Source organism: Pseudomonas sp. PDM26 (genome assembly GCF_019219185.1).
Classification (GTDB): domain Bacteria; phylum Pseudomonadota; class Gammaproteobacteria; order Pseudomonadales; family Pseudomonadaceae; genus Aquipseudomonas.
Genome location: NZ_JAHUWC010000007.1, coordinates 245,857 through 263,400 on the forward strand (window position 1 = coordinate 245,857; position 17,544 = coordinate 263,400).

Annotated in this window: 14 protein-coding genes; 11 read left to right on the forward strand and 3 right to left on the reverse strand. The window is 61.0% G+C overall.

The annotated features are described in order from the left end of the window. Positions 1-321 precede the first annotated feature (321 nt). The 11 genes from pcaR (at position 322) to pcaC (ending at position 11,193) form a co-directional block, all read left to right on the forward strand. The gene (pcaR, locus tag KW849_RS15965; RefSeq protein WP_108216748.1) at positions 322-1,164 is read left to right on the forward strand and encodes a pca regulon transcriptional regulator PcaR; all 843 of its coding nucleotides are present in this window, start codon (positions 322-324) and stop codon (positions 1,162-1,164) included. A 123-nt stretch (positions 1,165-1,287) separates the two neighbouring features. Continuing rightward, positions 1,288-2,634, forward strand: a complete 1,347-nt coding sequence (locus KW849_RS15970) for an MFS transporter (RefSeq protein ID WP_218430316.1) — start codon at positions 1,288-1,290, stop codon at positions 2,632-2,634. 272 nt (positions 2,635-2,906) lie between these two features. Beyond that, complete coding sequence (locus tag KW849_RS15975) at positions 2,907-3,764, forward strand: CoA transferase subunit A (protein WP_020798340.1); 858 nt, start codon at positions 2,907-2,909, stop codon at positions 3,762-3,764. Beyond that, positions 3,764-4,543, forward strand: a complete 780-nt coding sequence (locus tag KW849_RS15980; RefSeq protein ID WP_218430317.1) for a CoA-transferase subunit beta — start codon at positions 3,764-3,766, stop codon at positions 4,541-4,543. Before KW849_RS15975 ends, KW849_RS15980 begins: the two co-directional genes overlap by 1 nt. Beyond that, on the forward strand, positions 4,540-5,745 hold the full coding sequence (gene pcaF, locus KW849_RS15985) for a 3-oxoadipyl-CoA thiolase (protein WP_218430393.1): 1,206 nt from the start codon (positions 4,540-4,542) through the stop codon (positions 5,743-5,745). The genes KW849_RS15980 and pcaF overlap by 4 nt, the downstream gene beginning before the upstream one ends. A gap of 37 nt (positions 5,746-5,782) precedes the next feature. Further along, the gene (gene pcaH / locus KW849_RS15990; protein ID WP_218430318.1) at positions 5,783-6,487 is read left to right on the forward strand and encodes a protocatechuate 3,4-dioxygenase subunit beta; all 705 of its coding nucleotides are present in this window, start codon (positions 5,783-5,785) and stop codon (positions 6,485-6,487) included. A gap of 1 nt (position 6,488) precedes the next feature. Continuing rightward, positions 6,489-7,055, forward strand: a complete 567-nt coding sequence (pcaG, locus tag KW849_RS15995; protein WP_108216753.1) for a protocatechuate 3,4-dioxygenase subunit alpha — start codon at positions 6,489-6,491, stop codon at positions 7,053-7,055. Positions 7,056-7,272: 217 nt separating this feature from the next. Further along, on the forward strand, positions 7,273-8,577 hold the full coding sequence (locus KW849_RS16000; protein WP_218430319.1) for an MFS family transporter: 1,305 nt from the start codon (positions 7,273-7,275) through the stop codon (positions 8,575-8,577). A 45-nt stretch (positions 8,578-8,622) separates the two neighbouring features. Continuing rightward, positions 8,623-9,987, forward strand: coding sequence for a 3-carboxy-cis,cis-muconate cycloisomerase (locus KW849_RS16005; RefSeq protein WP_218430320.1), 1,365 nt, complete (start codon positions 8,623-8,625; stop codon positions 9,985-9,987). An 11-nt stretch (positions 9,988-9,998) separates the two neighbouring features. Continuing rightward, positions 9,999-10,790, forward strand: a complete 792-nt coding sequence (gene pcaD / locus KW849_RS16010) for a 3-oxoadipate enol-lactonase (protein ID WP_218430321.1) — start codon at positions 9,999-10,001, stop codon at positions 10,788-10,790. Positions 10,791-10,800: 10 nt separating this feature from the next. Then, on the forward strand, positions 10,801-11,193 hold the full coding sequence (pcaC, locus tag KW849_RS16015) for a 4-carboxymuconolactone decarboxylase (protein ID WP_007986313.1): 393 nt from the start codon (positions 10,801-10,803) through the stop codon (positions 11,191-11,193). 108 nt (positions 11,194-11,301) lie between these two features. Here the strand turns inward: pcaC and KW849_RS16020 are convergent, their stop codons facing one another. The 3 genes from KW849_RS16020 to emhB all read right to left on the reverse strand — a co-directional run bounded on the left by KW849_RS16020 (position 11,302) and on the right by emhB (position 17,544). Beyond that, positions 11,302-12,561, reverse strand: coding sequence for an OprD family porin (locus tag KW849_RS16020; protein WP_218430322.1), 1,260 nt, complete (start codon positions 12,559-12,561; stop codon positions 11,302-11,304). Positions 12,562-12,922: 361 nt separating this feature from the next. Continuing rightward, the gene (gene emhC, locus KW849_RS16025) at positions 12,923-14,383 is read right to left on the reverse strand and encodes an efflux RND transporter outer membrane subunit EmhC (protein ID WP_108216759.1); all 1,461 of its coding nucleotides are present in this window, start codon (positions 14,381-14,383) and stop codon (positions 12,923-12,925) included. Next, positions 14,383-17,544: an efflux RND transporter permease subunit EmhB gene (emhB, locus tag KW849_RS16030; protein ID WP_218430323.1), complete on the reverse strand. Its 3,162-nt coding sequence runs from the start codon at positions 17,542-17,544 to the stop codon at positions 14,383-14,385. Before emhB ends, emhC begins: the two co-directional genes overlap by 1 nt.

Below are 17,544 nucleotides of genomic sequence, written 5' to 3' on the forward strand. Positions count from 1 at the left end.
GTGACCATTTTGTTGCGCGAAACTTTACGATTAACTGGAACGCCGGCGGGGTACCACATTGCAGCATGCCTGCCTGACGCCATTATGTTCGAACAAGTTACGGCATTTAGATTGCCCCATTAAGTCCTGTGTCGAGTCGATGTAAACAGCGGTTCGTGAGTCAGCGAAAAACCGGACACCCGCGAATCGGGTGATTGATACGGTGGATTGCGATTATCGGTCGAGCGTTCGATAATCGCCCGCAGATGGCAGGCCGGGCTTGAGCGCCAGGCGGTAGCCCTTTGTAATAGTCGCTGATCCGAGTGGGTAACAGGACCTTGTATGAACGATCAAATGCGTAATTCCTTCACTTCAGTGGCTCCCCCCATCGTTGCTTCACCGGCCAAGCGGATCCAGGCACTGACCGGCGACCCGGACTTCATGACGTCCCTGGCCCGTGGCCTGGCCGTGGTGCAAGCGTTCCAGGAGCGCAAACGACACCTGACCATCGCCCAGATCAGTCACCGCACGGAAATTCCCCGCGCCGCCGTGCGCCGTTGCCTGCACACCCTGATCAAGCTCGGCTACGCCACCACCGACGGCCGCACCTATTCGTTGCTGCCCAAAGTGCTGACCCTCGGCCATGCCTACGTGTCATCGACGCCGCTGGCGGTGTCCGCCCAGCCTTACCTGGACCGCATGAGCGAGCAACTGCACGAGGCCTGCAACATGGCCACGCTGGAAGGTGATGACATTTTGTACATCGCCCGCTCCGCAACCACCCAGCGCCTGATTTCGGTGGACCTGTCGGTGGGCGGGCGCTTGCCGGCCTATTGCACGTCGATGGGGCGGATTCTGCTGGCCGCGCTGGATGACACGTCGCTGGGCGAATACCTCGATCACGCCGAATTGCAAGCCAAGACCAGCCGTACGATTCACACCCCCGAGGCATTGCTCGAATGCCTGCAAGAGGTGCGGCAGCAAGGCTGGTGCATCGTTGACCAGGAACTTGAGCAAGGGCTGCGTTCAATTGCCGTTCCTGTGTATGACGCCTCCGGCCAGGTGGTTGCGGCCCTCAACGTCAGCACTCACGCCGGGCGAGTCAGCCGCAATGAGCTGCAACAGCGATTTCTGCCTGGCCTGCTGAGTGCCAGTCGCGACCTCAGCGCCCAGCTGTTTGCCTAAGCTGTTCGATAAACGCACAGAGTCGCGTTTATCGAATTGACGCTGTTTCCTCCGGATCATTACTGTCGCGGCTTCGTCAGCATCTGCTGGCACCGTTCGACTGCGATCCGTGGAATAAAAATAATGAACCAGCCTCAGTCTGCTGTAGGTAACTGTCTCGACGTGCAGTCCTTCATCAATGCTCAACCCATTTCGCGCTACCAATGGCGGGTGGTGATCCTGTGTTTCCTGATTGTCTTCCTCGACGGCCTCGATACCGCGGCCATGGGTTTCATAGCGCCAGCTCTGTCTCAGGATTGGGGGATCGATCGTGCCAGCCTTGGCCCGGTGATGAGTGCCGCCTTGATCGGCATGGTATTCGGCGCACTCGGTTCAGGGCCATTGGCTGACCGCTTCGGACGAAAAGTCGTACTGGTCGGTGCGGTGCTGTTGTTCGGTGCCTTCAGCCTGGCCTCGGCCTACAGCAACAATGTCGATCAGTTGCTGGTGTTGCGCTTCCTGACCGGCCTGGGTCTGGGCGCCGGCATGCCGAATGCCACGACCCTGCTGTCGGAGTACACCCCGGAGCGCAAAAAATCCCTGCTGGTAACCAGTATGTTCTGCGGTTTCAACCTGGGCATGGCTGGCGGCGGATTTATCTCGGCCAAGCTGATTCCGGCCTTTGGCTGGCACAGCCTGCTGCTGATCGGCGGAATTCTGCCGCTGATCCTCGCCGTCGTTTTGCTGCTCTGGTTGCCGGAGTCGGCGCGTTACCTGGTGGTACGCAATCGCGGTACGGACAAAGTGCGCAAGGCACTGGCGCCGATTGACCCGACGGTGGTGGCCCAGGCGTCCAGCTTCAGCGTGCCGGAACAGAAAACCGTGAAGGCGCGCAATGTGTTCGCGGTGATCTTCTCCGGCACCTACAGCGTCGGCACCTTGCTGCTGTGGCTGACCTACTTCATGGGCCTGGTGATCGTTTACCTGCTGACCAGCTGGCTGCCGACGCTGATGCGTGACAGTGGCGCGAGCATGGAGCAAGCCGCCTTCATCGGCGCGCTGTTCCAGTTCGGCGGCGTGCTGAGTGCGGTGGGCGTGGGCTGGGCAATGGACCGGTTCAATCCGCACAAGGTCATCGGCATTTTTTACCTGCTGGCCGGGGTGTTTGCTTACGCGGTAGGGCAGAGCCTGGGCAACATCACAATCCTGGCGACCCTGGTGCTGGTGGCCGGGATGTGTGTCAACGGTGCGCAATCGGCGATGCCGTCACTGGCGGCGCGGTTCTATCCGACTCAAGGGCGGGCCACCGGGGTGTCGTGGATGCTCGGGATCGGCCGCTTCGGCGCCATCCTCGGGGCGTGGATGGGTGCAACGCTGTTGGGGTTGGGCTGGAACTTCGAGCAAGTGCTGACAGCGCTGGTGATTCCGGCGGCCCTGGCGACCACGGCAGTGGTGATCAAGGGCATGGTCAGTCATGCGGATGCGACCTGATCCTGGTTTGAAATAGTGGTGTAACAGGAAAAGATCACAGCCTGCGGCAGCTCCTACAGATTTACACATTCCCCTGTAGGAGCTGCCGCAGGCTACGATCTTTTGGGGGCAGCCAATAAAGATAGCCAAGCAACAATATGTTCGATAATCGAACGGTTAGTCGATTATCGGATTGTTTGGCGTTTTGCACGGGCTTAATCTTCAGTCATTCCGGCGCTGCGCATCGGCGCCTTCTTCCACTGTCGGTTAACCATAAATGGGAGCCTGCCCCAATGGCTGAAATCCTTTCGCTGCACGACGCGGTGAAGCAATTCGTAAACGACGGCGATACGGTCGCGCTCGAAGGCTTTACCCACCTGATCCCGACGGCGGCGGGTCACGAAATCATTCGCCAGGGCAAGAAAGACCTGACCCTGGTGCGGATGACCCCTGACTTGATCTACGACCAGTTGATCGGTGCCGGTTGTGCCCGCAAACTGATTTTCTCCTGGGGCGGCAACCCGGGTGTTGGCTCCCTGCATCGCCTGCGTGACGCCGTTGAGAAGCAGTGGCCGCACCCGCTGGAAATCGAAGAGCACAGCCACGCCGACCTGGCCAATGCCTACGTTGCCGGCGCTTCCGGCCTGCCGTTCGCGGTCCTGCGTGCCTATGCCGGTTCCGACTTGCCGAAGGTCAACCCGCTGATCAAATCCGTCACCTGCCCGTTCACTGGCGAAGTGTTGGCAGCCGTGCCTTCGGTACGTCCGGACATTACCGTGATTCATGCGCAGAAAGCCGACCGCAAGGGCAACGTGCTGCTCTGGGGCATTCTCGGTGTGCAGAAAGAAGCCGCGCTGGCGGCCAAGCGCTGCATCGTCACCGTTGAGGAAATCGTCGACGACCTCAATGCACCGATGAACTCCTGTGTACTGCCAACCTGGGCCTTGAGCGCTGTTTGCCACGTGCCAGGCGGCGCTCACCCGTCCTATGCCCACGGCTACAACGAGCGCGACAACCGTTTCTACCAGGCCTGGGACCCGATTGCCCGCGACCGTGAAACCTTCACCGCGTGGATCAATGAGTACATCCATGGCAGCGCTGACTTCAGCGAGTTCCAGGCCAAACTGGCCGCCGCTTCGGAGGCGAAGTAATGACTTACACCACCAATGAAATGATGACCGTCGCCGCCGCTCGCCGTCTGAAGAACGGTTCGGTGTGCTTCGTCGGTATAGGCCTGCCGTCGAAAGCGGCCAACCTGGCGCGCCTGACTTCCTCGCCTGATGTCGTTCTGATCTACGAATCGGGTCCGATCGGTGCCAAGCCGAGCGTACTGCCGTTGTCGATCGGCGACGGTGAACTGGCGGAAACCGCCGACACCGTGGTCCCGACCGGCGAGATTTTCCGTTACTGGCTGCAGGGCGGGCGCATCGACGTCGGCTTCCTTGGTGCGGCACAGGTCGACCGTTTCGGCAACATCAACACCACCGTGGTCGGCGATTACCACGCACCGAAAGTGCGCCTGCCAGGTGCCGGTGGCGCGCCGGAGATTGCAGGTTCCGCCAAGAGCGTACTGATCATCCTCAAGCAGTCGGCGCGCTCCTTTGTCGACAAGCTCGACTTCATTACTTCGGTCGGCCATGGCGAGGGCGGTGATTCGCGCAAGCGTCTCGGTCTGCCGGGCGCCGGTCCGGTCGGGATCATCACTGACCTGTGCACCATGGAGCCGGAGGAGGGCACCCACGAGTTCGTGGTCACCGCACTGCATCCGGGCGTGACCCGCGAGCAAGTGATCGCCGCCACCGGTTGGCCGATTCGCTTTGCCGACGGTGTTGCGACCACCGCGGAGCCGACTGAAGTCGAGTTGACCGCGCTGCGTGATCTTGAAGCCCGCACCGCCGCCGCCCACGGCCAAGCCCCCGGAGAAGCCTGATGCGTGACGTTTATATCTGCGACGCGATTCGTACCCCCATCGGCCGTTTCGGCGGCGGTCTGTCGACGGTGCGTGCCGACGATCTGGCTGCCGTGCCGATCAAAGCCTTGATGGCGCGCAACCCGTCGGTGGACTGGAACGCCGTGGACGAAGTGTTCCTCGGCTGCGCCAACCAGGCCGGTGAAGACAACCGCAACGTCGCGCGCATGGCGCTGTTGCTGGCGGGCCTGCCGGAAAGCATTCCCGGCGTGACCCTCAATCGCCTCTGCGCTTCGGGCATGGACGCCATCGGCACCGCGTTCCGCGCCATCGCCAGCGGCGAGATGGAGCTGGCGATTGCCGGTGGCGTCGAGTCGATGTCCCGTGCGCCGTTCGTGATGGGCAAAGCTGATGCCGCGTTCTCGCGCAACATGAAACTGGAAGACACCACCATTGGCTGGCGTTTTATCAACCCGTTGATGAAAGCCCAGTACGGTGTGGATGCGATGCCGCAGACCGCTGACAATGTCGCCGATGATTACAAAGTGTCCCGAGCCGATCAGGACGCCTTTGCCTTGCGCAGCCAGCAGCGTACGGCCGCCGCGCAAGCCGCAGGTTTTTTCGCGGAAGAAATCGTCGAAGTGCGCATTGCCCACAAGAAGGGTGAAACCGTGGTCAGCCAGGACGAGCATCCTCGCGCCGACACCACCCTGGAAACCCTGACCAAACTCAAACCGGTCAACGGCCCCGACAAAACTGTCACCGCCGGCAACGCCTCGGGAGTGAACGATGGCGCGGCAGCGTTGATCCTGGCCTCGGCCGAAGCCGTGAAGAAACACGGCCTGACCGCTCGCGCCAAAGTGCTGGGCATGGCCAGCGCCGGTGTTGCGCCGCGGGTGATGGGCATTGGCCCGGTGCCTGCGGTACGTAAACTGACCGAACGCCTCGGTGTGGCGGTCAGCGATTTCGATGTGATCGAACTCAACGAAGCCTTCGCCAGCCAGGGTTTGGCAGTGCTGCGTGAACTGGGGATCGCCGACGATGCGGCCCAGGTCAACCCCAACGGTGGCGCGATTGCCTTGGGTCACCCGTTGGGCATGAGCGGCGCGCGACTGGTGTTGACCGCGTTGCATCAGCTGGAAAAAACCGGTGGCAAGAAAGGTCTGGCGACCATGTGCGTCGGCGTCGGCCAGGGTCTGGCCCTGGCGATCGAACGCGTCTGACACGCCCCGTCGGCTAATAAGAACTGAGGAAAGTGTAATGACTGACAAGCCTGGTTACCGTCGCCCGCAGGCGGGCACTCAGCCGCAATACCTGCACCCGACCTATCAATCCACCAACCTGCGCTCGCCGTCCAAGCCGTTGGTGTTTCTGCCCCATTCGTTGTCGGAAATCACCGGGCCGACCATCGGCGCCGAGCGCGTCAATGAGAAGGAGAACGACCTGACCGCCCAGCATGAGGGGCAGCCACAGGGTGAGCGCATCATCATTCACGGTCGTGTACTGGATGAAAACGGTCTGCCGGTGCCGGGGATTCTGGTGGAGGTCTGGCAGGCCAACGCCGCCGGTCGCTACGCCCATGCTCGCGACCTGCACGACGCGCCGCTGGACCCTAATTTCACCGGCACTGGCCGTACCGTGACCGACGCCAATGGCTGGTATCAGTTCCAGACCATCAAGCCCGGCGCCTATCCATGGGGCAACCACCACAACGCCTGGCGCCCGGCGCACATCCATTTCTCGCTGTTCGGGCCGAGCATCCTGACACGCCTGGTGACGCAGATGTATTTCCCGGGTGACCCGCTGCTGGCGTACGACCCGATCTACAACTGCGTGCCCGATACCAGCGCCAAAGAGCGTTTGATCGCCACGTTCGATCTGGAAAAAACCATCCCTTCCTATGCCCTCGGTTATCGCTGGGACATCGTTTTGCGCGGCCGCGACGCCACGCCGATGGAGAAATAAGATGACGCTGACTGCGACCACGTCCCACACCGTCGGGCCGTACTACCACATCGGCCTGACCTGGCTGAACCGCGAAAACCTGACTGTCGAACAAACCCTGGGCGAGCGCGTGGCGATCACCGGGCAAGTGGTCGATGGCAACGGTGATGTCGTCAACGACGCAATGCTGGAAGTCTGGCAGGCCAACGCCGCCGGCAAATACGATCACCCGGAAGACGACCAGGACAAACCCCTGGACCCGAACTTCGAAGGTTTTGGCCGCGTGCCGGTGGATGCCGAAGGACGTTTTCGCTTCACCACCATCAAGCCGGGCACGGTCGAGGGGCTCAAAGGTACGACACAGGCACCGCACCTGGTGGTGCTGGTGTTTGCCCGTGGCCTGGTGAAACACTTGCTGACGCGGATTTATTTTGATGGCGAGGCGGCCAACGTGAATGATCCATTGCTGGAGTGCGTGCCGGCCGAGCGTCGCAATACGCTGATGGCGAAGCAGGATGCGTCGGGCGTGTATCAGTGGAATGTGATTTTGCAGGGCACCGATGCGGAGACGGTGTTCTTCGACTATTAAGAACACCGAAACCATTGTAGGAGCTGGCTTGCCAGCGAAGAACGCAAGAGCGACACGGTTAACCCATCGATACGCGTAATCGTTGACGACCATCGCTGCGATGCGGCGACCCGACAAGCCAGCTCCTACAAGGGATGTGTGTTGCTGATCCGTCTGCGGAACGGGATTGTTGCAATGTGTGTCTAGACTCTCACTGTCCCCTTGGAGTGAAAAAACAATGACAACACCCACGGCTTCTATAGCTCTTTATACGGGCGAAGAACGCAACAAGCGGATCTTCGCCATCGTCGGCGCCTCGTCCGGCAACCTGGTCGAATGGTTCGACTTCTATGTCTATGCCTTCTGTGCGATCTATTTCGCGCCGGCCTTTTTCCCGTCCGACAACCCCACGGTGCAGTTGGTCAACACGGCTGGCGTGTTTGCCGCCGGCTTCCTGATGCGCCCGATTGGTGGCTGGATTTTCGGGCGCTTGGCGGACAAGCACGGGCGCAAGAACTCGATGCTGATCTCGATTCTGATGATGTGCTTCGGCTCTTTGCTGATTGCCTGCTTGCCGACCTACAACAGTATCGGGGTCTGGGCGCCGATCCTGTTGCTGTTCGCCCGTTTGCTGCAAGGCTTGTCGGTGGGCGGTGAGTACGGCACCACCGCGACTTACATGAGCGAAGTGGCGCTCAAGGGCCAGCGCGGTTTCTTCGCCTCGTTCCAGTACGTGACCCTGATTGGCGGCCAGTTGCTCGCGGTGTCGCTGGTGGTGATCCTGCAACAGTTCCTCACCGAGGACGACCTGCGTGCCTACGGCTGGCGGATCCCCTTTGTGGTCGGTGCCATGGCGGCGCTGGTTTCGCTGTATTTGCGTCGTTCGCTTAAAGAAACTTCCAGCAAGGAAGTTCGCGAAAACAAGGACGCCGGCAGCATCGGCGCGCTGTTTCGCGACCACAAAGCCGCGTTCATCACCGTACTAGGTTACACCGCCGGTGGTTCGCTGATTTTCTACACCTTCACCACGTACATGCAGAAGTACCTGGTGAACACCGCCGGCATGCCGGCCAAGACCGCCAGCTACATCATGACCGGCGCGCTGTTTCTCTATATGTGCATGCAACCGGTTTTCGGCATGCTCGCCGACAAGATCGGCCGGCGTAGCTCGATGCTCTGGTTCGGCGCCCTCGGCACGCTGTTCACCGTGCCGATCCTGTTGAGCCTGAAAAGCGTGACAAGTCCGTTTCTGGCCTTCGTGCTGATTACTGTGGCGCTGTCGATCGTCAGTTTCTACACCTCGATCAGCGGTCTGGTAAAAGCCGAGATGTTCCCGCCGGAAGTGCGTGCGCTGGGTGTCGGCCTGGCGTATGCGGTGGCGAATGCGATCTTCGGTGGTTCGGCGGAATACGTGGCCTTGAGCCTCAAGGCCGTGGGCATGGAAAACTCCTTCTACTGGTACGTGACGGTGATGATGGCGATAGCGTTCCTGTTCAGCCTGCGTCTGCCGAAACAGGCGAAGTATCTGCATCACGATCTTTGATCTTCACGCGCGGGTCGCAGCGGCCCGCGCCTCCAGGAATTGTTTATGAACCAGCGACCGGGCAATCAATTGTTCGATGCCTATTTCACTGCCCGCGATATGCGTGAGGTGTTCTGCGACCAGGGCCGGGTCCAGGCCATGCTCGATTTCGAAATGGCACTGGCCCGGGCCGAAGCGCGGGTCGGGTTCATTCCGCCGAGTGCTGTCGCGCCGATTGAAGCGGCTTGCCGCGCCGGGCTTTATGACTTCGCGGCGTTGGGCGAGGCGATTGCCACGGCGGGTAACTCGGCGATTCCGTTGGTCAAGGCACTGGGCAAACAGATCGCGGCCACCGATGCCGAAGCCGAGCGCTATGTGCATCTGGGCGCGACCAGCCAGGACGTGATGGACAGCGGCCTGGTGCTGCAACTGCGCTGCGCACTGGAGCTGATCGAAAACCATCTGGCGCAACTGGGGCAGACGCTAGCGTCCCAGGCCCAGCGCTACGCGACCACGCCATTGGCCGGACGCACCTGGCTGCAGCATGCGACGCCGGTCACCCTCGGCATGAAAATCGCCGGTTGGCTGGGGGCGGTGACGCGCAGTCGCCAACGCTTGGCCGAACTCAAGCCGCGCCTGCTGGTGCTGCAATTCGGCGGCGCGTCCGGAACCCTTGCAGCCCTGGGTGAGCAGGCCATGCCGATTGCCCAGGCGCTGGCCGAAGAACTTCAACTGACCTTGCCCGATCAGCCGTGGCATACCCAGCGCGATCGCGTGGTGGAGTTCGGTGCCGCACTCGGCCTGATCGCCGGCAGTCTCGGCAAACTCGGGCGCGATATCAGCCTGCTGATGCAAACCGAGGCTGGCGAAGTGTTCGAACCTTCGGCGCCGGGCAAGGGCGGTTCTTCGACCATGCCGCACAAGCGCAATCCGGTGGGCGCGGCGGTGCTGATCGGCGCGGCGACTCGCGTACCCGGTTTGCTCTCGACGCTGTTCAGCGCCATGCCCCAGGAACACGAGCGCAGCCTCGGCCTGTGGCATGCCGAGTGGGAAACCCTGCCGGAGATTTGCTGCCTGGTGTCGGGCAGCTTGCAGCAAGCGCTGTTGATCGCCCAAGGACTGGAAGTGGATGCCGGGCGCATGGCGCGCAACCTCGATTTGACCCAGGGCCTGGTGCTTGCCGAAGCGGTGAGCATCGTCCTCGCGCAACGGGTTGGGCGCGATACCGCGCATCATCTGTTGGAGCAATGCTGCAAACGTGCCGTGGCCGAGCAGCGTCACCTGCGTGCGGTCCTGGGCGACGAACCGCAAGTGACCGCCGAGTTGTCAGCGGCTGAACTCGATCATCTGCTGAACCCCGCCTATTACCTCGGTCAGGCCAAAACCTGGGTCGAGCGCGCGGTAGCTGAACATTCTGCATTGACTGCCTGAAGGAGACTGCTGTGGCTTTTGTACAACTCGCCGAGGGCGAACTGCATTACCAACTCGATGGACCGGTCGATGCGCCGGTACTGGTGCTGTCCAACTCCCTGGGCACCGACCTGCACATGTGGAACGCGCAAATCCCGGCGTTCACCGAGCATTTTCGCGTGTTGCGTTTCGACACCCGTGGTCACGGCCAATCGCTGGTGACGCCGGGTCCGTACAGCATCGAGCAACTGGGCCACGACGTGCTCGCCTTGCTGGATGCCTTGCACATCGAACGCGCGCATTTCTGTGGATTGTCCATGGGCGGGTTGATCGGCCAGTGGCTGGGTATCAACGCCGGCGAGCGGCTGAACAAGCTGATCGTGTGCAACACCGCGGCGAAAATCGGCGATCCGTCGGTGTGGAACCCGCGTATCGAAATGGTACTTCGTGAGGGGCAGGCGGCCATGGTTGCCCTGCGCGATGCATCGATTGCCCGCTGGTTCACCCCGGACTTCTCCGCCGCCAACCCGGCGGCAGCCAAGCAAATCACCGACATGCTCGCGGCCACTTCGCCCGAAGGCTATGCAGCCAATTGCGCAGCGGTGCGCGATGCCGATTTCCGCGATCAACTGTCCTCGATCAAGGCGCCGCTATTGGTGATCGCTGGAAGTGAAGATGCGGTGACGCCACCGTCCGGTGGGCATTTCATCCAAGAGCATGTGCACGGGGCCGAGTACGCCGAGTTCTATGCGGCGCACTTGTCCAACGTCCAGGCAGGCAATGCGTTCAGCGAGCGTGTGCTGGCGTTTCTGTCGGCTGATTGAGGGGATTTCCGTGGACGAGAAACAACGTTATGACGAGGGCCTGAAGGTCCGTCGCGCGGTCTTGGGCGATGCCCACGTCGACCGCAGCCTGAATGCCTTGACCGAGTTCAACTCGGAGTTTCAGGAGATGATCACCCGTCACGCCTGGGGCGACATCTGGACCCGTCCGGGCCTGCCGCGCCATACCCGCAGCCTGATCACCATCGCCATGTTGATCGGCATGAATCGCAACGAAGAATTGAAACTGCACCTGCGCGCTGCCGCCAACAACGGCGTGAGCCGTGGCGAGATCAAGGAAGTGATCATGCAGAGCGCCATCTACTGCGGGATCCCGGCGGCCAATGCGACGTTCCATTTGGCCGAGTCGGTGTGGGATGAGTTGGGGGTTGAGTCGCGGGAGTAAGGTGGCAGCTTCAAAAAAGATCGTCCGAACGCGGCCCGAGCCTGCGGCAGCTCCTACAGGGGTAAGTGAACACCTGTAGGAGCTGCCGCAGGCTGCGATCTTTTGACTTTAAAGCAAGCTGATCGGATAGCTGATGATCACGCGGTTTTCATCGAACTCGTTATTACTGTAATCCCGGCGCATGGTCGAGTTGCGCCATTTCAGGTTCAGGTCTTTCAGCGCACCGCTCTGCACGGTGTAGCCCAGTTCACTTTCACGCCCCCATTCCTTGCCATCGGTGATGCTACCGGTGTGCACATTGTCGCCGCTGATATAGCGGTTCATCAGGGTCAGGCCCGGTACGCCGAGGGCGACGAAGTTGTAGTCGTGGCGTACCTGCCAGGAGCGTTCCCGGGCATTGTCGTAGCTGGAGTTGTAGCTGTCGTTGGCCAGGGTGCCGCCGCTGGTGCCGTTGACCCGCATCCAGGCGTTGTCGCCGGTGAGTTTCTGCAGGCCGACATAGAACGTGTTGCCGCCGTACTTGGCCGAGAACAAGCCGTACAGGGTTTTGTTGTCCAGCTCGCCAGCCCGGGCGCTGCCGTCATCCTTGCCGTAGAAGAAACCCAGGTTGGCGCCCAAGGTCCAGTCGCCAAGCGGTTGGCTGTGGATCAGGTTGACGAATTGCTGGCTGTAGATGTCCTTGAGCTCGGCGTTCCACAGACCGATCTGGGTGCGTTTGTCATTGAACAGGTACTCGCCGCCCTCGAAGTTGAAACGGTCAGAGGTGAACGCCGCTTTGCCGGTCATCGACATGTCATCCATGCTGCTGTCGTCGCGTGGGCTGTTCTGGCGGAACTGGCCGCCGTAGAGCGTCAGGCCATTGATTTCCTTCGACGTGATCTGACCGCCGCGGAAGGTTTGCGGCAGCGAGCGGCCGTCGTCCGAACGCAGGATTGGCAGCACCGGCATCCATTCCCCAACTTTCACTTCGGTCTGCGACAGCTTCGCCTTGAACGCCACGTTGGTGCGGCCGAAATTGTCCGCCGGGCGACCGTCGTGATCCAGCGGCAGCAGTTGCGTGCCGCCGGTGCCTTTGCCGCCATCAAGCTTCACCGAATACAAACCGAGCACGTCCATGCCAAACCCGACGGTGCCCTGGGTGAACCCGGATCTGGCGTCGAGGATGAAACTTTGCGTCCACTCTTCAGCCTTGCCCTGGGCCTTGGTCGGGTTGGTGAAGTTGCGGTTGATGTAGAAGTTGCGCAGGTTCAGGTTGACCTTGGCCCCATCGACGAAGCCCGACTCTTCGGCGCTGGCGGGCAGGGCCGCTCTGGCCAGGGCAATGGCAATCAGGCTGGGAACGAAATACTGCGCGGTGGAAGGCGTCATGAGCTCGGGTCTCTCTAATTCTTGGGGATGAAGCGGGGTGATGCCGCAACCCGGGGTTGCAGACGAATTTTCGAAATCAGTACAAACGAAGCGGATCAGCCGGAGAGGGCAGGGCGCGGGGGCATGGTGTCGAACCTGTTGTTATTGGTTTTGTGGTTCGGATGGTGTGGGAAATGTACTGGATGGTTCAATTGCTAAAGGCGGTTTTTGGGCGATTATCGAACGGCAAAAAATCGCAGCCTTCGGCAGCTCCTACAAGGGAACGCGAATTTCCGCGTAGGAGCTGCCGAAGGCTGCGATCTTTTGATTTTAGCCAACAAAAAGCCCACCAATCGGTGGGCTTCGTGTTTTCACTGCGCTATCAGAAATACTTCATCTTCGGCGCTTCTTCTTTCAACGGCTCGTTCTTCGCCGTCTGTTCGTTCCAGCCACCACCCAGGGCCTTGTACAGGTTGACCTGGCTGACCAGTTGCGCCAGGCGATCGGTGATCAACACCTGCTGCGCACTGAACAGCTGACGCTGGGCATCGAGGAAGGTCAGGTTGCTGTCGACACCGATGAGGTAACGACGCTCGGCCAGGCGGTAGTAGACCTGGTTGGCACTGACGAAATCTTTCTGTGCCTGCAACTGCTGGACGTAGGTCTGGCGGGCGGCCAGGCCGTCGGCGACTTCCTGGAAGGCCGTTTGAATGGACTTCTCGTAGTTCGCCACGCCGATGTCTTTCTGGATTTTCGATAGGTCCAGACTGGCGCGCAGGCTGCCGGCGTTGAAGATCGGCAGGTTGATCTGCGGCTGGAACAGCCAGGTGCCCGAACCACCCTTGAACAGGCCTGACAGGTCCGTGCTCAGGGTGCCGGCATTGGCCGTGAGGCTGATGCTCGGGAAGAACGCAGCCCGCGCCGCGCCGATGTTGGCGTTGGCGGCCTTCAGGTTGTACTCGGCCTGAAGGATGTCCGGACGACGTTGCAGCAAGTCCGACGGCAGGCCGGGCGGCACGTCGCTCAGCAGGTCGTCGTCAAGTGGTTTGGCCGCTTGCAGGTTGGCCGGGATACCGGTGCCGAGCAGCAGCACCAGGCTGTTCTCGTCCTGGGCGACCTGACGGGTGTACTTGGCCAGTTGCGCACGGGCGTTTTCCACCGAGGTGCGCGACTGCGCCAGGTCCAGGGCCGAGGCGACCCCGACTTCGTTGCTGCGGGCGGTGAGCTTGTAGCTTTCCTCGAAGGTGGCCAGGGTGTCCTGGGTCAGCTTGTACAGTTCCTTGTCCGCCTGCCAGGTCAGGTAGGCGTTGGCCACACTGGCCACCAGGCTGATCTGCGTGCTGCGCCGACCTTCTTCAGTGGCGAAGTACTTCTGCAACGCTTCTTCGTTCAGGCTGCGAACCCGACCGAACAGGTCGAGTTCGTAGGCGCTGACCCCGACCGTGGCCGAGTTGGAACTGACGATGCCGGTTTGGCCGGTCTGCGAAGCGTCAGCCGGAACGCGCTGACGGCTGCCGGTGCCGTTGGCCGAGACGGCCGGGAACAGATCGGCACGGGAGATGCGGTACTGGGCCGCAAACGCGTCGATGTTCAGGGCCGCGACACGCAGGTCACGGTTGTTTTCCAGGGCAACCTGGATCAGCTGTTGCAGCGCGGGGTCATGGAAAAACTGCTTCCAGCCCTGCTCGGCAGCCGCTTGCGCCGGTGCCTGGGCCGGCGAGTACGCCGGGCCCTGCGGGTACTGGCCCGCCACCGGCGCTTCGGGCTGCTGATAATCAGGTATCAGCGAGCAGCCACCGAGCACGAAGGCGGCGACTGCCAGGGAGAGTAGCGACTTGCTCATTAGCCAGCCTCTTGAGGAGTTTCAGTGGCGTCATCCTGGTCGGCGATTTTACGCTGGCCTATGGACGACACAGTGACGAAGAACAGTGGGACCCAGAAGATCGCCAGCACAGTGGCTGTGATCATACCGCCGATCACACCTGTGCCGATGGCATGCTGGCTACCGGAGCCCGCGCCGGTGGATATCGCCAGTGGTACCACACCCAGAACGAAGGCGAGCGAGGTCATGATGATCGGTCGCAGACGCATGCGACTGGCTTCAATTGCCGCATCGCGCAGGCTACGCCCTTGTTCGTGCAGCTCCTTGGCAAATTCGACAATCAGAATGGCGTTTTTTGCCGCCAGACCAATGGTCGTCAACAAACCTACCTGGAAGTACACGTCGTTGGACAAACCGCGCAGGCTGGTGGCCATCAATGCACCGATGATCCCCAGCGGCACCACCAACATCACCGCGATCGGAATCGACCAGCTTTCATACAACGCCGCCAGGCACAGGAACACCATCAGCAGCGACAGGGCATACAGCGCTGGTGCTTGCGAACCGGACAGACGCTCTTCGTACGACAGACCGGTCCAGGAAATACCGACACCCGCCGGTAGCTTCTGCGCGATGGCTTCGACTTCGGCCATAGCTTCACCGGTGGAGTAACCCGGTGCCGGGGCGCCGAGGATTTCCATCGCTTCCACGCCGTTGTAACGGGCCAGTTTCGGCGAGCCGTAGATCCACTCACCCTTGGCGAACGCCGAGAACGGAACCATGGTGCCGACGCTATTGCGCACGTACCACTTCTGCAGGTCTTCAGGGCCCATTCGAGCGCCTGGCTGGCCTTGCACGTAAACCTTTTTCACCCGACCACGGTCGATGAAGTCGTTGACGTAGCTACTGCCCAATGCAATCGACAGGGTGTTGTTGATGTCGGCGATGGTAATGCCCAGGGCACTGGCCTTCTCGTCATCGATTTCCAGCTGGTATTGCGGTTCGTCGTTCAGGCCGTTCGGACGCACCTGAGCCAGAATCTTGCTTTGTGCGGCCATGCCGAGGAACTGGTTGCGCGCTTGCATCAGTTTTTCGTGGCCGATACCGGCGCGGTCCTGCAGGAACACGTCGAAACCGGTGGCGTTACCCAGTTCCAGTACCGCCGGTGGCGCGAAGGCGAACACCATGGCATCGCGGAAGGTGAAGAAGTGCTGCTGGGCACGGGCCGCCACCTTGAACACGTTGTTGTCGGCGTTACGTTCATCCCACGGGCGCAGCATGATGAACGCCATACCCGAACTCTGGCCACGACCGGCGAAGTTGAAGCCGGTCACGGTAAACACCGAGTTCACCGCATCGCCTTCGCCGCCATCCTTGCCCGGACGCAGCAGGAATTCACGCATTTCGTCCACGACCACCTGGGTGCGCTGGGACGTCGAACCGGCCGGGGTTTGCACTTGGGCGAACAGTACACCCTGGTCCTCTTCAGGCAGGAACGCCGTTGGAATACGGGTAAACAGCCAGATCATGCCGACGACGATGATCAGGTAGGCCAGCAGGTACGGGGCCTTTTGCGCGAGCATGTTGCCCACACCGCGCTCGTAGCTGCGTACGCCGCGGTCGAAGTTGCGGTTGAACCAGCCAAAGAAACCTCGCTTCGGTACGCCGTGCTCGCCTTTGCGGATCGGCTTGAGCATGGTGGCGCAAAGCGCCGGGGTGAAGATCAGCGCAACCAGAACCGACAGGGCCATGGCCGAGACGATGGTGATCGAGAACTGCTTGTAGATCACACCGGTGGACCCGCTGAAGAACGCCATTGGCAGCAGCACCGCTGACAGCACCAGGGCGATACCGACCAGTGCGCCCTGGATCTGGCCCATGGATTTCTTGGTGGCTTCCTTGGGTGACAGTCCTTCTTCGCTCATCACCCGTTCGACGTTTTCCACCACGACGATGGCGTCGTCCACCAGCAAGCCGATGGCCAGTACCATACCGAACATGGTCAGGGTGTTGATGCTGAAACCGGCTGCCGCGAGGATCCCGAACGTACCGAGCAATACCACCGGCACGGTCATCGTGGTGATGATGGTGGCACGGAAGTTCTGCAGGAACAGGAACATCACCAGGAACACCAGCGCGACCGCTTCGACCAGGGTGTGAACCACGCCCTTGATCGATTCCGTTACTACCGGCGTGGTGTCATACGGGAACACCACTTCCATCCCTTGCGGGAAGAACGGTTTGAGGCTGTCGATGGTCGTGCGCAGGGCTTTGGCGGTATCCAGAGCGTTGGCACCGGTGGCCAGTTTCACTGCCAGACCGGAAGCCGGGGCGCCGTTGAACTGGGCGTTGATGCTGTAGTTCTCACCCCCCAGACCGACTTCGGCAACATCTTTCAAGCGAACCTGGGAACCGTCCTTGTTGACCTTGAGCAGGATCTTGTCGAATTGCTCCGCGGTCTGCAGGCGGGTCTTGCCGATGATCGTCGCGTTCAACTGGGTGCCGGGCAGGGCTGGCAGGCCGCCGAGCTGGCCGGACGACACCTGGACGTTTTGCGCAGCGATGGCGGTTCTGACGTCGATCGGCGTCAGGTTGTAGTTGTTCAACTTGGCCGGGTCGAGCCAGATACGCATGGCGTACTGGGAACCGAACACCTGGAAGTCGCCGACACCGGCGGTCCGCGAGATCGGGTCCTGCATGTTCGACACGATGTAGTTGGACAGGTCGTCCTTGGTCATGCTGCCGTCACGCGACACCACGCCGATCACCAACAGGAAGTTCTTCACCGCCTTGGTGACGCGGATACCCTGCTGTTGCACTTCTTGCGGCAGCAATGGGGTGGCCAGGTTCAGCTTGTTCTGGACCTGAACCTGCGCGGTATCGGAGTTGGTGCCTTGCTCGAAGGTCGCGGTAATGGTCATGGTGCCGTCAGAGTTACTTTCCGACGAGACATAACGCAGGTGGTCGATACCGTTGAGCTGTTGCTCGATCACCTGAACCACGGTGTCCTGTACCGTTTGCGCCGAAGCACCCGGGTAGGCCACGGAGATGGCGATCGCTGGAGGCGCAATGCTCGGGTACTGGTTGATCGGCAGTCTGAGGATCGATAGTGCCCCGACCAACATGATCACCAGGGCAATTACCCAGGCAAAAATCGGACGGTCGATAAAAAATTTCGACAT